Below are 15,795 nucleotides of genomic sequence, written 5' to 3'. Positions count from 1 at the left end.
CCGGTCGTGAGGCGGATTTCGCGGTCGTGGTGGCCTGTGCGCGGGCCTGTTCGCCCTTCCTGTCGGGGCTGATGGACCGCGATCCCGACATCGCTCGGGCATTGGGGTCGGGCAAAGCCGTTCCTTTCTTCGCGGTCGACGCGTGCGACGCGCCGCCGTCGCGGCGTCTGCGGCTGGCGCGAAATCGGCTGGCGCTGTCGGTCGCGCTGGCCGATCTGTCGGGCGCCTGGGATCTGGGCCAGGTCACGGCCGCGCTCACCGACTTCGCCGACCATGCGCTCGACCTGGCGATCCGCGCCGCCATCGCCGAGCGGACGCCCGGCGCGGAGCCCGTCGGTTTCGTCGCGATCGCACTCGGCAAGCAGGGGAGCGGCGAACTCAACTATTCCTCCGACATCGATCCCATATTGTTGTTCGATCCCGCCACCCTGCCATGTCGTGCGCGCGAGGAGCCGGGCGACGCCGCCGTCCGCATCGGGCGGCGGGTGATCGACCTCCTGCAGACGCGCGACCGCGACGGCTATGTGCTGCGCGTCGACCTGAGGCTGCGCCCGTCGCCCGAGGTGACGCCGATCGCGATCCCCGTGGACGCGGCCATCGCCTATTATGAAAGCCTCGCGCTGCCCTGGGAGCGTGCGGCGTTCATCCGGGCCAGGGCCGCGGCCGGCGACCGCGCGCTGGGCGAACGGTTCCTGCGGACGATCCAGCCTTTCGTGTGGCGACGCTCGCTCGATTTCGGCGCCATCGGCGAGATACGCGGGATCACGCGGCGCATCCGCGACCATCATGCCCAGGGTCAATGCTTCGGGCCGGGATTCGATCTGAAGCGTGGGCGCGGCGGCATTCGCGAGGTCGAGTTCTTCGCCCAGGTGCACCAGCTGATCCATGGCGGGCGCGAACCGGCCCTGCGCGCGCCCGCGACCCGCGACGCGCTGGCGCGACTGGCGGCGGCGGGCCGGATCGACGCCGGCGAGGCGGACGATCTGGCGCACGCCTATACGCTGTTGCGCACGATCGAGCACCGCGTCCAGATGATCGACGATCGCCAGACCCATGCCCTGCCCATGGGCGACGCGCTCGATCGGGTCGCGCGGCTCCACGGGCTGGCCGGTGCGCGCGCCCTGCTCGACCTGCTTGCGCCGCATGTCGAGCGTGTGGGGGCGATCTACGACGCGGTCGAGGACGAGCCCTCGGCGCGGCTGCCGCGCGACCTCGATGCGCTGGGCCGCGCGCTGGCGCAGGCGGGCTATGACGATCCGGGCCAGCCGGTCGATCGGATCGCCGGATGGCGGGCGGGGACCTATCCGGCGCTTCGCAGCTCGGCGGCGCAGGACGCGCTCGAAGACGTGCTGCCGAGCCTGTTGGCCGCGCTCGCCCGCGCGCCCGACCGGCAGGGCGCGCTGATCCGGCTCGACCGGCTTCTCGAACGGCTGCCGAGCGCGGTGAACCTGTTGCGGCTGCTCCAGGCGCGGCCGGCGCTCGCCGATCTTCTCGTCGCCATATTAAGCCATGCGGCGCCATTGGCGGACGAACTCGCGCGGCGGCCGGCCTTGCTCGACGGGCTGGTCGACGCGAGCGCGTTCGAGCCGGTCGGATCGGTAAGCTCCCTGGGCGAGCGGATGGCGGGCGAACGCATGGCGGGCGATCCGGCGGGCGATTACCAGGCGCGGCTCGATCATGTCCGCGCGGTGGTGGGGGAGGCGCGGTTCGCCCTCGGCGCGCAGATCGTGGCGGGCGCGGCCGACCCGTTGGCGGTGGGCGAGGGCTATGCACGCGTCGCCGAGGCGGCGATCACGACCCTGGCCGCGCGCACGACCGCGGAGTTCGAGCGCGCTCATGGGCAGGTTCCCGGCGGCGAGCTCGTCGTGGTCGCGCTCGGGCGGATGGGGGGCGGGCTGCTCACTCATGCCTCCGACCTGGACCTTGTCTATCTGTTCACCGGCGATTTCCACGCCGAGTCGGACGGCGCCAAGCCGCTGGGCGCGACCTTGTACTTCAACCGCCTGGCGCAGCGGGTGACGGGCGCGCTGTCCGTCGCGACCGCGACGGGGCCGCTTTATCCCGTCGACACCCGGCTCCGGCCATCGGGGGGCAAGGGGCCGCTGGCGGTGTCGGTCGACAGCTTCGAGCGCTATCAGCGCGAAGACGCATGGACCTGGGAGCATATGGCGCTGACCCGCGCGCGCGTCGTCCACGGATCGGCGCGCGCGCGGGCGGCCGTCGGGGCGATCGTCGCCGATGTGCTGGCGGGCGGGCGGCCCGGCCGCGACATCCGGGCCGATGCGCGGGCGATGCGATCCGAGCTGCGCGCACACAAGCCCGCGGGCGGACCGCTCGACGCCAAGCTGCTCGCCGGGGGGCTCGTCGACCTCGAATTCGCGGTCCATGTGGTGCAGCTGACCGCGCTGACCGGATTCGAGCCGCATCTCGGTCGGGCGATCGACGCGCTGGTCGCGCAGGGTCTGGCGCCTCGCGGCATGGTGGCCGCGCATGACCTGCTCACCCGCATCCTGGTCGCCGCGCGCCTGCTCGCGCCCGATGCGCGGGAGCCGGCGGTCGGCACCCGCGACGTGATCGCCCGCGCGCTGCGCCTGCCCGACTGGCCCGCGGCGGTTGCCGAGTTCGATCGCACCCGTCAGGAGGTGATCGGATTCTGGCGACGAGTGGGAGGTGATGATGGATAAGGGCGAGCCGATACCCGATGTGACCCTGGCGGACGAGAATGGGCCCGTTCCGCTCCGCTCGCTCGTGGGAGGGTGGGCGATTGTCTATTTCTATCCCAAGGACGACACGTCGGGCTGCACGCGCGAGGCGCAGGACTTCACCGCGCTGGCGTCCGAGTTCGAGGCCGCGGGAATCCAGGTGGTCGGCGTTTCGCGGGACAGCGTGGCCAGCCATGGCAGGTTCGCGACCAAATATGATCTGCGGACCAGGCTGCTCAGCGACGAGAGCGGCGCCGCGAGCGACGCGTTCGGGGTGTGGGTCGAGAAGTCGATGTACGGCCGCAAATATATGGGGCTGGAACGGTCGACCTTCCTGTTCGACGCGCAGGGGCTGCTCGTCCAGTCGTGGCGCAAGGTGAAGGTGCCGGGACATGCCCAGGCGGTGCTCGCCGCCGCCAAGACGGGCGGCGAGGCCGGCCCCGCCCGTCCGCTGCGCTGAGTCGAATCGTGAAAATGGGCTGGAACCTTTGGCCCGATCAACGGTTCGCCGCGCCCCGGCGGCGGTCCGACCCGGTTCGGCTCCGCTTCTATTGCGGTTGTTAACTGACTTCGGACACACCCCTGATTGTCTTGGGGCGCGGAGGGGCTGCGTATCAGACGGTGTTTTGGGGGCCGACATCCCGCATCCGCGGTGTGTCGGCGAGCGAAAGCTGCCGGGGTTTGATGAACAAGCACATGATTTCGGGCCGGATTGTCGCGGCCGTCCTGCTGACCACGATCGGCGCCGCCCAGGCGTTCGCCGCTGAGCCCGCCGCCAAGTCCTCCGCGGGACGGGCGTCGGCCCAGACCGGCGGTCCGCTGATCGCCGCCGGCAGCGCGGAGGCATCCTCCGATCTGAATGCGGACCGGAACTTCCGCTCGCTCTTCAGTGCCTGGAAGAAGCTCGATGGCGGGCAGGGGCCGAGCAGCATCGGCCAGATCGCCATTCCGTCCGTCCAGCCCGTCGCGCGGATGGATTACACCAGCAATTTCGGCATCCGCTCCGACCCGTTCCGGGGCACGGCGGCGATGCATGCCGGCGTCGATATCCGTGGCCCGCTGGGCACCCCCATCTACGCCACAGCCGACGGGATCGTCGCCGAATCGGATCGTCGGGGCGGCTATGGCAACCTCGTCGAACTCGATCATGGCAAGGGCATCGCCACGCGTTACGGCCACCTGTCCAAGCTGCTCGTCGTGGCGGGCGCGCGGGTGAAGCGCGGGCAGCTGATCGGCCTGATGGGCTCGACCGGCCGTTCGACCGGCAGCCACCTTCATTATGAGGTTCGGATCGACGGCCGCGCGGTTAATCCCGTGCCGTTCCTGACCACCGCCAACTACCTGCTCGCCGCGCAGGACCGCTCGGTCCATGTCGTGCCGATTTCCGCCGACGTGCCGCCGTCGCTCGACTAGTCGCCTCGGCGGCGGGGCGCATGTTGCCCCTGTCGGCCTGCGCGCCTATCTCGCGGGCATGACCAGTCTCTCGCCCGACATTTCGCTTTCCCCTGCCGCTGCGGGGCGCGTCGCGGCGATCGCGGCGAAACAGGGTCGCCCGGCCATTCTGCGCCTGTCGGTCGACGGCGGCGGCTGTTCGGGCTTCCAATACCGGTTCGGGTTCGCCGACGCCGCCGAGCCGGACGATGCGGTGGCGGAGACCGACGGGGTCAGGCTGGTCGTCGACAGCGTCAGCCTGGACCTCGTGCGTGGCGCGCAGGTGACCTATGTCGAGTCGCTGGGCGGCGCGGCCTTCCGGGTCGAGAACCCGATCGCCGCGAGCGGATGTGGATGCGGGTCGAGCTTCGCGATCTGACGTGAAGATCGTCACCTACAACGTCAACGGCATCAAGGCACGGCTGCCGCGCCTGATCGAGTATCTGACCGAGGAGCAGCCGGACATCGTCTGTCTCCAGGAACTGAAGACCACCGACGAGACCTTCCCCGAAGCCGAGGTCCGCGCGGCGGGCTATGGCGGGCTGTGGCATGGGCAGAAGGGCTTCAACGGCGTCGCTGTCCTCGCGCGCGGTCGGGACCCCGTACTGCGCCGCCACGGGCTCGACGGCGAGCCGGAGGACGAGCAGAGCCGGTATCTGGAGGTCGATGTCGACGGGCTGGTGGTGGGGTCGATCTACCTGCCCAACGGCAATCCCCGGCCCGGCCCGAAATTCGACTATAAGTTGCGCTGGATGGAGCGGTTGCTCGCCCATGCGCGCGGGTTGCTCGACGCGGAGGCGCCGGCGGTGCTGGCGGGCGACTACAACGTCATCCCCCATGACGACGACAGCTATTCGGTCGCCGCCATGGCCGAGGACGCGCTGATGCAGCCCGAAAGCCGCGCGGCCTATCGGCGCCTCCTCGCCCAGGGCTGGACCGACGCGCTCAGGACCCGCGCCCCCGGAGGCGGGGTGTGGACCTTTTGGGATTACCAGGCGGGCGCGTGGGCGCGCGACGCCGGCTTCCGGATCGACCATCTGCTCCTGAGCCCGTCCGTCGCCGACCGGCTGCTCGGCGCGGGTGTCGACAAGGCGCACCGCGCCCGCGAAAAGGCGAGCGATCACGCCCCGACCTGGGTACGGTTGCGCTAGACTGGCCCTGCAAGGCCGGCCGGTCGGCCGAGACGACGGGAGCGATGATGGCGAAGCGGTGGTTCGGCGCGGTCGCGCTCCTGACGGCCTCCCCCGCATGGGCGCAGGCCGGTCCTCCACGTTTCTGCCCCAACCGCCCCGATCTCGGCGCGTCCTCCTGTACCGTCGACCCCGGGCGCCTGTTGGTCGAGGTGTCGGGCATCGACTGGCAGCGCGACGACGGCGCCGACACGCGGGAGGATTCGGTGCTGTTCGGCGATTTCCAGGCGCGCATCGGCGTCGATCCGCGCACGGAGGTGCAGTTCAGCTGGACGCCTTATGGACATGCGCGAGTCCGCGACAAGGCGACCGGTCGCGTGTCGACGGTCGACGGGATCGGCGATGTCCGGCTCGGGCTGCGACGCAACCTGCGCAACCCGGACGGTTCCGGGCTTTCGATCGCGATCGAACCGTTCGTCCGCCTGCCCGCCGGGCGCGATCGGATCGGCGCGGGCGACTGGGGCGGGGGCGTCGTCGTGCCGGTCAACTACGAATTGTCGCCCCGCGTCGGCCTGGCGATGACGGCCGAGCTCGACGCTGCGGTCGATGGCGACGGGAACGGTCGTCACCCCGCTTATAGCGCGGCATTCGGCATCGGGTACGCGCTCACCGACCGGCTCGGCACGGTCGCGGAGGTCCAGATCGGGCGCGACGACGATCCGGCGGGCGGCTCGACCCTCGCGCTCGGCGCGCTCTCGCTCGTGTTCCAGCCGCGCGAGGGGCTGCAGGTCGACCTGTTCGCGGCGGCCGGGCTGAACCGGAGCTCGCCCGATTTGCGCCTCCTGACCGGCGCGGCTTTCCTGTTCTAGCACGCCGCGATCTGGCCGATCTCGCCGGAAATAGGTGTGTTATGCTACCGGTACAGAGGGCCAAGTCGGTGTAAGTCGTTGATTATACGACCGGCAGGTGTTTGGCATCATTAGTGCAGTGACACGGTTGCTCGCGGGATTGTCCGCGTGCAACCGAAAGGGTAAAGCCGTGAACAGCATCGTTTTCGCCGCCATCATCGCCGCCGCCGCGGCGCCCGTCGCGAATGCCCGCCCCGAGCCGACGCGCGGCTCGCCCCCGGCTGCGATACCCGCTCAGGCCGAGAGCCCCGCCGTGCGATCCAAGCAAGTACGCTATTGCGTGATGGGAACGATGACCAGCTCCCGCATCGCGCGCAAGACCTGCCGCACGCGCGACGAGTGGCTGGCCAATGGCTTCGATCCGCTCGCGGCGGGCCGGTGAACAGCGGGTCGCGGCGGTGGGTCCGCCGCGACCGCTTCGCGCTCAAAGGTCGCGGGCGTAGATCTGGTACACCTTGTTGACGCTGCACTCGATCGCGTCCGCGATCGACCGCATTCCCTGGTTGTCGTCGAGGATCCAGCCGATCTCCGCCCGCGAAGCGCCATATCGGGCGACCGATGCCGCGCGGATCGTCTCGATCAGCATGAAGGCGAGCTGGCTTGCGAGCCGCGTCGATTGCAGTTCCTTGAGCACGCCCATCAACGGCACCCGCACCGTGCGCACCCTGGGCCGGCGCAGCCACCGCAGGAGCCTGGCCCAGCCGAATGGCAGGAGCGAGCCGCCGAGCGGTTTCAGCATCTCGTTCAGGTCGGGCAGGGTGATCATGAACGCGACCGGCCGCCCGTCAAGTTCGGCGACGCGGATAAGGTCCTCGTAGACGATGGGTTTCAGCTTCACGCCGACATCGGCGATCTCGGGTTCGGTCAGCGGCACGAACCCCCAATTGTCCGCCCAGGCATCGTTGAGGATGCGCAGGATCAACGCCGCTTCCTCGTCGAAGCGCGCCTTGTCGACGGTGCGGATACGGATGCGCGGATTCTTCTCGCCCGATTTGACGATGCGCTGGACCAGCGGGGGAAAGGGCCGGGTGATGTCGAGTTCGTAGGTGAAGAGCTGCTTGACCGGGTGATAGCCCGCGCCCTCGATCCAGCCGCGATATTCGGGCCGGGCATGGCCCATCATGACGGTGGGCGGGTGATCGAAACCCTGGATCAGCAGGCCGGGCTCCTCCCAGATCGACATGCTGATCGGGCCGAGCGCGCGCGTCATGCCCTGATCGCGCAGCCACGCCTCCACCGCTACGATCAGACGGGCGGCGACCCCGGCATCCTCCGCCTCGAACAGGCCCCATTGCCCGACGCCGGGGCCGAATCCCTGTTCGGGGGGCATGGTGAGCGCAAGCGTGTCGATATGCGCGGAGATGCGGCCGACGACGGCGCCGCCGCGCTCCGCCAGGAACAGGCACGCCTCCGCATGGCTGAACCAGCCATTCTTCGCGGGCGTGATCAGCCCCAGCGCCTCGCGTTTCAGCGGAGGCACCCAGTTCGGATCGTCGCGATAAAGGCGAAAAGGCAGATCGACGAAGCGCCGCCGGTCGCGCGCGCTCCGTACCGGGCGGATCGTGACGTCGCTGTTGTTCATCCTGAAGGCGTCCCGAACCGCTGTCATTCGCCCCCTCTACCCGCTCGGACGACCGGGACAAGCGGGGGCGACCCCCTGTAATCGCCACGATGGCGCCACTATGTCATGACAATGCAGCCTGCCATGACCAGCACCCTTTCCCTCCGGCGCGGCGGCGCGTCACCCTTTGTCGGCGCCCAACCGCGTGCGCGCGTCGAGCGCGTGACCGACGACAAGGCGATGCTGCGGACCGCGGCCGAACTGACGCGCGATCTCCACGCGCCGCGTGCCGCCGTCTATTGGGGCGACCTGATCGCCTCGGTCGCGGTCGGCTATGGCGCGCTCGCGGCGGCCATGCTGATTAGGCCGGTCGGTTGGGCGATCGCGGCGGGGCTGGTCGCGGTGCTCGCCCTTTATCGTGCCGGCAGCTTCATTCACGAGCTGAGCCACATCAAGCACACCGCGCTGCCCGGTTTCCGCGGCGGTTGGAACGCGCTGGTCGGCGTCCCGCTGATGGTGCCGTCCTTCATGTATGAAGGCGTGCACAATCTCCACCATGCCAAGATGCGCTACGGCACCGTCGAGGATCCGGAATATCTGCCGCTGGCGCTGATGAAGCCCTGGACGGTTCCGGTGTTCGTGCTCGTCGCGGCACTCGCGCCGATCGGGCTGCTGCTGCGCTATGCCGTGCTGACGCCCTTGTCCTTCGTCGTGCCGGGGATGCGCCGCTTCGTCGTGGAGCGACTGTCGGCGCTGGCGATCAACCCGCAATTCCGTCGCCGCAGCCCCGAGGGCGAGGCCAAGGCGCAATGGACCCGGCTGGAAATCGCGACCAGCCTGTGGGCGATCGCGATACTGACGTCGGTCGCCGCCGGTGTGGTGCCGCTGCGCGCCTTCGCGATCTTCCTCGGCGTCGTGTCCGCCGTGACGGTGATCAATCAGGTGCGCACCTTGGTGGCGCATCTGTGGGAGAATGACGGCGAGGTCATGTCGGTCACCGCGCAGTATCTCGACTCGGTCAACGTGCCGCCGCCGACATTGCTGCCCGCGCTCTGGGCGCCGGTCGGCTTGCGCTACCACGCGCTCCACCATCTGCTGCCCGGCCTGCCCTATCACAACCTGGGCGAGGCGCATCGCCGCATCTCCGCGGTGGTGGACGTCCATTCGCCCTATCACAAGGCGAGCTATGAGGGGCTGCCGGGCCTGCTCGGACGCCTGGTACGGAGCAGCTTCGGGCGGCGCTGAGCCCCTATTCCTCGGTGCGGATCAGCACCGCCTCGCCGATCAGGAAGAAGAGCAGGAACGGTGCCCAGGCCGCCAGGAAGGGCGGATAGGCGCCCAGATTGCCCATGGCGAGCGCAAAGCTGTCGGCGACGAAATAGCCGAAGCCGAGCGCCATGCCGATCACCGCACGGATGAACAATTTGCCCGACCGCGCGATCCCGAACGCGGCGACCGCGCCGAGCAGCGGCATCAGCACCGACGAGAACGGTCCCGACAATTTGTGCCACAAGGCGCTTTCCAGCGCCTGGGTGGGCCGGCCCGCATCGTCCAGGTCGCGGATCGCCGATCGGAGCGCGCGAAAGGGAAGCCCGTCGGCATTGACGGTGGCCAGCGTGAACTGGTCCGGGCGCACCCCGCGCGCGACCACGATCGACCCGAGCGCGCTCAGCCTGCCCGTCGCGACATCGAAGCGCTCGGCGGGCGCGATCCGCCAGCCATCGCCCGCGCGGACGCCATCGGGCGCGCTGATCGTCGAGCGGAGCGAGCCGCCCTCGCGGTCGTAGATGACGATGCCGGTCAGCCGCGCGGCGTCGCCGCGGCCGGTGATGCGCGTCACCTCGATCAGGTCGTCGCCCTCGCGCACCCACACATTGGTGCGGTCGCCCCGGTCGATCGGCAGCGCGCGGTAATCGACCCGCTTCCACGCTTCCAGCGTCGCGGTCGCGCGGGCGACGACCCGCTCGTTGAACCCGAAGGAGAAGATCGCGACCCCCAAGCTGGCGATCAGCAGCGGCGCCAGCACCTGGTGCGCGGACAGGCCCGACGCCTTGAGCGCGACGATCTCGCTATTCTGGTTCATCGTAATCAGGGTCAGGATGGTGCCGAGCAGCACGGAGAAGGGCAGCGCGAAGGCGGTGATCTGCGGCGCGCGCAGGCTGACATAGCGCAGCACCTCCGTCTGGCCGTTGCCGGGGACCCCCAGAATGTTGCCCGTCTCGCTCAGCAGGTCGAGCGCCTGAAGGATCAGCACCAGCGTGAAGGTGATGCCGAACGTCCTGACCAGGAACATGCGCGCCATATACCAGGCGACGACCCGCGACGGAAAGATGCGCAGCAGGCTCATGCCGCCGCCCGCCGCGATCGGCCCGGCACGCGACGCGCGATCGCCGACCCCGCCTTGGAGAAGACGCGCTCCAGCGCGCCGATCGGCTGGCCGCCGGGAACATAGGCGACGGTGTGGAACATCCACACGACCAAGGCCGCGAAGATCGCGAACGGGCCCCAGAGGGCGACCACCGGATCGACGCGCCCGAGTTCGCCGAAGGATGCGGCATATTCATTGATCTTGTGATAGGTGACCAGCAGCACGACCCCCATGAAGACGCCCAGCGACGAGGTCGACCTTTTGGGCGGAACGCCGAGCGCGACCGCCAGCATCGGTAGCAGGAACATGGTCGCGACCTCGACGATGCGGAAATGGAATTCGGATCGCGACGACGCGCGCTGCGCCTCCGACGCGGCGGTCTGACCCAGGCGCGCGAGTTCGGGCAGGGTAAATTCCAGGTTGCGTCCACCGCGCACGCGGAACCGCTCGGACCGGGGCAGCGGTATGGGCAGGTCGTGCGCGCTGAAGGTCAGGACGCGGGGCGCGCGGAATTTCGGGTCGCCCTGGATCAGCGTTCCGTCGGTCAGCCGGAAGATGATGGTGTTGGGATCGTCGGTCGCCAGGAACTGGCCCTGGCGCGCGGTGACCGAATAGCTCGCGCCCTTGGGATTGTCGTAATGGACAAAGATGCCGCTCAGCTCGCGCCCCTTGTCGCGGCTTTGTTCGATGCGCAGCGTCATGCTGTCGCCGAAATGGGTGAACTCGCCCACCTTGATCGACGCGCCGAGCGCGCCGGTGCGCAATTCGAAGCGCAGCCCCTCATAATAATAACGCGCGATCGGCTGGACATAGCCGACGATGGCGAGGTTGAGCGCCGCGAGCGTGATCGCGTAATAATAAGGCACGCGGAGGAGCCGGCCATAGCTCATGCCGACGCCGCGCAGCACGTCGAGCTCCGACGTGGTCGCCAGTCGGCGAAAGGCGAGCAGGACACCCAGCATCAGCCCGATCGGGATGCCCAGCCCCAGATATTCGGGGAGCAGGTTGGCGAGCATCCGCCACACCACGCTGACCGGTCCGCCCTGCGTCGCGACGAAATCGAACAAGCGCAACATGCGGTCCAGGACCAGCAGCATCGCCGCGATCACGAGCGTCGAGAATAACGGCACCGCGATCAGCCGGACCATGTAGCGATCGATCGATTTCATGCGGGTTCGGCCATGGCGGAAGGCCGTCGCTATAGGGAAGGGGGGGCGGGGGCGCCACGCCTAATATCCCGGCGCGCGGGGCGCTATTCGGCGGCGATCTGCTCGGGAAACGCCGCGCGATCCGCCATGGCGGCGGTGATGGCGCGTTCGATCGCGCTCAGCGTGAACGGCTTGCGCAGCACATGATGCCCGCCGAACTCGTTCGCGCCGCCGGCGTCGCCGGCATAGCCGGTCACGTACAGGATGGCGAGGCCGGGGAAGCGCGCGGTCAGGCCCGCGACCATCTCCGGCCCGGTCTGGCGTGGCATCAGCACGTCGGAGATGACGAGCTCGATGTCGCCGTCCCGTTCCACGATCCCGGGCGCCCGGAGGGGATCGTCGCACGCGATGCCGACATGCCCCAATTCGTCCAACGCCCCCATCGTGGCCGCGAGCACGCGCGGGTCGTCCTCGACCACCAGCACCTTGAGCGTCGCGGAGGGGGCGACCGCCTCGGGCGGCGGCTCGACAGGCAGCTCCGCCGCCCGCTCGCCCAGGTGCCGCGGCAGATAAAGGGTGACGGTGGTGCCCCGGCCCGGTGCGCTGTCGATGCCGACTTCGCCATCCTGTTGGCGGACGAAACCGAAGATCTGGCTGAGTCCGAGCCCCGTGCCCTTGCCGACGGGCTTGGTCGTGAAAAAGGGCTCGAACACGCGTTCCGCCACTTCGGGCGCCATGCCGCAGCCGCTGTCGGTGACGGCAAAGGTGACATACTCCCCGCCCGCGCACTGGCCGACCGCCCCCGCTCCCAGCGTGGCGGTGCCGGTGACGATCGTCAGATCGCCGCGCCCGTTCATCGCATCGCGCGCATTGACCGCCAGGTTGAGAAGCGCGTTCTCCAGTTGCACCCGGTCGGCATGGGTCCGCCAGCCGGCCGCCTCGTCGCGCACCCGGATCGTTACCGCATCGCCCAGCGTCCGGTCGAGCAGGTCGGACATGCCTGCCACCAGCGCCCCCGGATCAACAGGTTCGGGCTTGAGCGCCTCCTCCCGCGAAAACGCCAACAACCGCCGCGTCAGCGCGGCGGCGCGGACGGCTCCCTCGGTCGCGCTGTCGAGGTGGCGCGCGGCCGATTCCTTGCCCAGGTTGCGGCGCGCGAGTTCGAGTCCACCAAGAACGACCGCGAGCATATTGTTGAAATCATGCGCGATGCCTCCGGTGAGCTGCCCGACCGCATCCATCTTCTGAACCTGGCGAAGTTTGGCCTCTTGGATGCGCAGTTCGTCGGTCGCGACGCGGACGGCGGTGGCGAGCTCGTCGGCGCGGGCCTGGGCGGCATCGGCTTCGGCGCGCGCGATCGCGCTCTCGCCCAGTGTACTCACCGTGTACCAGCCGAGCAGCACCGCCCCAAGCACGAGCATTCCGCCGAACACCGCCAGCCCGACCGCCGCGGCGGTTGAGCGCTCCACGAGCAGCATCGCCGCCGTGGTCCGGCGATCCAGGATCTGACGCTCGCCGCGGATGATCCGGCTCAGCGAGCGGTCGATCACGCGCAACGATCTCGCGTTGCGCGCCTGGTGATAACGCGCCAGCGCCTGACCGTTCTTGCCATATCTGGTCGACAGCGCGATCATCGACAGCTCGGCGCCGCGATCGTTATAAGCGCGGCGAAGCGCGTCGATCCGGCCTTGTTGATCGGCATCGCTGGTGGTCAGCCGATCGAGATAATTGATCTGCGCCGCCGCCGACCGCCATTCGTCGAAATAGAGCTGCCCAAGCGAACGGTCGGTCGAGATCACGTAACGGCCGAGCGACGCCTCTGACCGCGCGATCGTTCCCGCCAGGGTGCGCGCGACGATCATCACGTCATAACTGCGGCCCTGCGCCACGAGCGCGCGGTCGCGCTCGCGATTGGCCGCCCCGACGGTGAAGATCAAGGCGGCAAGGGTAACCACGCCCAGGACCGCCATCGCGATCAGCGTGATCGTCCGCCAAGGCGGACCGCCCCCTAGAGGCTCAAGCTCCCCAGCCTCGCCGTCCATATCCACAGCGATACTACAAGCCGGGAAGGGTTAAAAGACGGTGAAGATCAGCCGATCACGCCGAGCGCGTTGCCCGTCTCCCGGAACAGGTCGAGCACGCGGGCGAGCTGGTCCGGCCGGTGCTCGGCGCAAAGGGAGCAGCGCAGGAGATAGGTGCCCGCAGGAGTCGCGGGCGGCCGCGCCATGTTGACATAGACGCCATTTTCCAAAAGCGCCTGCCACATCGCGATCGCCTGAACCTGATCCTCCAAGATTACCGCGACGATCGCCGATTCCGGGCTGGCGGTGCCGAGCGCGAAGCCCATGGCGGTCAGCCCGTCATGAAGCTGGCGCGCATTGGCCCATAAGCGCGCGCGCTTGTCGTGCGCGGTCATGAGTTTGCGGATCGAGGTCGCGGCGGTGGCAACAACGGAGGGCGGAAGGGAGGCGGTGAAGATATAGGGCCGGCAGGCGAAGCGCATCACCTCGAACTTGGGATGGTTCGACACGCAGAAGCCGCCCACCGTGCCGACCGATTTGGAAAAGGTGCCGATCACGAAATCGACCTCGCCCTCCAGCCCCTGGTCCTCGTACACGCCGCGGCCATTGGGGCCGAAGAACCCCATCGAATGCGCTTCGTCGACGAGCACCATCGCACCGTGCCTGCGGGCCACTGCAACCATCTCCCTGAGCGGGGCGATGTCGCCGAGCATCGAGTAGACGCCCTCCAGCACCACGAGCTTCCCCGGCTCGCGGGGCAGGCGGCCGAGGCGCCGGTCGAGATCCTCGACCGAATTGTGCCGGAACCGCACCACCTCCGCATTGCCGAGGGCGCAGCCATCATAGATGGACGCATGGCTATCGGCGTCGAGAATGATGTACTCGCCCTTGCCCGCGATGGTCGAGATGATGCCCAGATTGGCTTGGTAGCCGGTCGAGAACACCATCGCGTGACGCGCGCCGTAGAATTCCTTGAGCGCCTCCTCCGCATCGACATGGTCGCGAAAGGTGCCGTTGAGCATCCGGCTGCCGTTGGTGCCCGACCCGAAGGCGTCGAGCGCGCGCCTGCCCGCCGCGAGCACGTCGGCGTCGAAGGTCATCCCCATATAGTTGTAGGTGCCGAGCAGGATCGTCTCGCGCCCCTGGATCACCGCCTCGGTCGGTGATCGCACCTCCTCCATGACGATCGCGAACGGATCGCGTACGCCCGATGTCAGCAAGGCCTCGCGCTCGGCGATCAGGGGATCGAACTTGCTGAACAGGTCGCGTGCCGCGGAAACCGGGGGCGGATCAAGGTCGAGCGTCTCGGGCTGGAGGCCGGTCTCGGTCATGGGCGGAGCTTGCCGACGGCATCGACCAGCTGGCCGACCGTCTCGATCTCGGCCTGCATGTTCATGGTGATGACGATGTCGAATTCGTCCTCGATCGCCGCTACGAAATCCATGACGGTCAGGCTGTCCCATTCGAGATCGCCTTGGAAGGTCGTCGCCTCCGTCACCGCGACCCCCTTCTTGTTGAAGGGTTCGATCTGGGTTGTGATAGTGTCGAGAATGGTCTGGCGGTCAGTCATGATGAAGGTCCTTGGCCGGGGAATGCGGCGGGAGTTCGACGGTCGGGGGGCTATAACAGCCCGTGATCCGCGTACCAGCGCGCGGTGTCGGCCAGACCCTGTGCAAGGTCGACGCGCGGCGCCCAGAGCGACGGGGGTGGGCGTCTGGCTGGATCGGCGGTCCAGTCGGGATGCGTCAGATAGGCGGCGCGGTCAGGCGTAAGCTTGGCGCGTTGCCCACGCAGCCGCCCGTCGATCCGCGCGCCGAGACGCAGCAGCGCGGCGGGGAGGGGCAGGGGGAGAACACGCCGCCCGACCGCGCGGCCGATCGCCCGCGCGAATTCGGCATGGCTATAGGTGCAGCCATCATCGGGTTCGTAGCAGGCTCGCGCGCTGCGTTGCTCCACCAGCGAGACGAGCAGCCGCGCAAGATCATCGACCGCAATCGCCGACATCCGGCCCGGTGGGGGGAGCAAAGCCAGCCCGAGCCTCGCCAGGCGGAACATGTCGCGCATCTCGAGATCGCCCGGCCCGTAAACGGCGGGCGGGCGGACGATCGTGGAGACTAGCGGCGATGCCTCGACGACGTGCTCCGCCTCCGCCTTGGACCAGCCATAGTCGGAGAGCGCGGGCTCGCGAGCGGCGAGCGAGGACACGTGGACCAGACGCTCGACGCCGACCCGCGCCGCCGCATCGACCACCGCGTGCGTTCCGGCGATGTTGCCCGCAGCAAAGCCTGCGCGGTCGGGGGCATTCACCACCCCAGCAATATGCAGAACCACATCGGCGCCAGCGACGAGCGCGTCCAGGCTGTCCGACCGGTCGAGGGCGCCTTCGATCCAGGCCACACCATCCCGCGCCGGTCGTGGGCGGCGGGTGAGGGCGCGTACCTCGTGACCGGCATCGACCAGCCGATCGAGCGCGCGTCCCCCGACGAAACCGGTCCCGCCGGTCAGCGCGATCAGCACGCCCGCATG

15 protein-coding genes are annotated in these 15,795 nt (G+C 68.9%); 8 read left to right on the top strand and 7 right to left on the bottom strand.

What is annotated here, in order from left to right:
- Nucleotides 1-71 precede the first annotated feature (71 nt).
- From VF592_RS07370 to VF592_RS07340, 7 genes are all read left to right on the top strand, one after another.
- Complete coding sequence (locus VF592_RS07370; protein WP_331004989.1) at nucleotides 72-2,684, top strand: bifunctional [glutamine synthetase] adenylyltransferase/[glutamine synthetase]-adenylyl-L-tyrosine phosphorylase; 2,613 nt, start codon at nucleotides 72-74, stop codon at nucleotides 2,682-2,684.
- Nucleotides 2,677-3,162, top strand: a complete 486-nt coding sequence (locus VF592_RS07365) for a peroxiredoxin (protein ID WP_414714173.1) — start codon at nucleotides 2,677-2,679, stop codon at nucleotides 3,160-3,162. The genes VF592_RS07370 and VF592_RS07365 overlap by 8 nt, the downstream gene beginning before the upstream one ends.
- 224 nt (nucleotides 3,163-3,386) lie before the next feature.
- Complete coding sequence (locus VF592_RS07360) at nucleotides 3,387-4,115, top strand: M23 family metallopeptidase (protein WP_331004966.1); 729 nt, start codon at nucleotides 3,387-3,389, stop codon at nucleotides 4,113-4,115.
- 58 nt (nucleotides 4,116-4,173) lie between these two features.
- Entirely contained in the window at nucleotides 4,174-4,512 is a 339-nt protein-coding gene (locus tag VF592_RS07355) for a HesB/IscA family protein (protein WP_331004965.1), read from the top strand.
- Nucleotide 4,513: 1 nt separating this feature from the next.
- A complete protein-coding gene (gene xth, locus VF592_RS07350) occupies nucleotides 4,514-5,284 on the top strand; it encodes an exodeoxyribonuclease III (RefSeq protein WP_331004964.1) in 771 nt (256 codons plus the stop codon).
- Nucleotides 5,285-5,328: 44 nt separating this feature from the next.
- Entirely contained in the window at nucleotides 5,329-6,132 is an 804-nt protein-coding gene (locus VF592_RS07345) for a transporter (protein WP_331004963.1), read from the top strand.
- A 169-nt stretch (nucleotides 6,133-6,301) separates the two neighbouring features.
- Entirely contained in the window at nucleotides 6,302-6,553 is a 252-nt protein-coding gene (locus VF592_RS07340; RefSeq protein ID WP_331004962.1) for a hypothetical protein, read from the top strand.
- A gap of 42 nt (nucleotides 6,554-6,595) precedes the next feature.
- On the opposite strand, the gene VF592_RS07335 is transcribed toward VF592_RS07340, so the two are convergent.
- Nucleotides 6,596-7,753 (bottom strand): N-acetyltransferase, encoded by a 1,158-nt coding sequence (locus VF592_RS07335; RefSeq protein WP_331004961.1) that lies wholly within the window; start codon nucleotides 7,751-7,753, stop codon nucleotides 6,596-6,598.
- Between the two features lie 123 nt (nucleotides 7,754-7,876).
- On the opposite strand from VF592_RS07335, the gene VF592_RS07330 reads away from it, so the two are divergent.
- A complete protein-coding gene (locus tag VF592_RS07330) occupies nucleotides 7,877-8,977 on the top strand; it encodes a fatty acid desaturase (protein ID WP_331004960.1) in 1,101 nt (366 codons plus the stop codon).
- Nucleotides 8,978-8,981: 4 nt separating this feature from the next.
- On the opposite strand, the gene lptG is transcribed toward VF592_RS07330, so the two are convergent.
- From lptG to VF592_RS07300, 6 genes are all read right to left on the bottom strand, one after another.
- Nucleotides 8,982-10,079 (bottom strand): LPS export ABC transporter permease LptG, encoded by a 1,098-nt coding sequence (gene lptG / locus VF592_RS07325; protein WP_331004959.1) that lies wholly within the window; start codon nucleotides 10,077-10,079, stop codon nucleotides 8,982-8,984.
- Entirely contained in the window at nucleotides 10,076-11,269 is a 1,194-nt protein-coding gene (gene lptF, locus VF592_RS07320) for an LPS export ABC transporter permease LptF (RefSeq protein WP_331004958.1), read from the bottom strand. The genes lptG and lptF overlap by 4 nt, the downstream gene beginning before the upstream one ends.
- An 83-nt stretch (nucleotides 11,270-11,352) precedes the next feature.
- Nucleotides 11,353-13,290 (bottom strand): ATP-binding protein, encoded by a 1,938-nt coding sequence (locus VF592_RS07315; RefSeq protein ID WP_331004957.1) that lies wholly within the window; start codon nucleotides 13,288-13,290, stop codon nucleotides 11,353-11,355.
- Nucleotides 13,291-13,337: 47 nt separating this feature from the next.
- Nucleotides 13,338-14,600 (bottom strand): serine palmitoyltransferase, encoded by a 1,263-nt coding sequence (spt, locus tag VF592_RS07310; RefSeq protein ID WP_331004956.1) that lies wholly within the window; start codon nucleotides 14,598-14,600, stop codon nucleotides 13,338-13,340.
- The gene (locus VF592_RS07305) at nucleotides 14,597-14,839 is read right to left on the bottom strand and encodes an acyl carrier protein (protein WP_331004955.1); all 243 of its coding nucleotides are present in this window, start codon (nucleotides 14,837-14,839) and stop codon (nucleotides 14,597-14,599) included. The genes spt and VF592_RS07305 overlap by 4 nt, the downstream gene beginning before the upstream one ends.
- Before the next feature lie 50 nt (nucleotides 14,840-14,889).
- Nucleotides 14,890-15,786 (bottom strand): NAD-dependent epimerase/dehydratase family protein, encoded by an 897-nt coding sequence (locus tag VF592_RS07300; protein WP_331004954.1) that lies wholly within the window; start codon nucleotides 15,784-15,786, stop codon nucleotides 14,890-14,892.
- Nucleotides 15,787-15,795 lie beyond the last annotated feature (9 nt).

Source organism: Sphingomonas sp., assembly GCF_036388435.1.
Taxonomy (GTDB): domain Bacteria; phylum Pseudomonadota; class Alphaproteobacteria; order Sphingomonadales; family Sphingomonadaceae; genus Sphingomonas.
The sequence above is the reverse complement of the archived record's forward strand: the minus strand, read 5'-3'. Positions and strand labels throughout refer to the sequence as shown.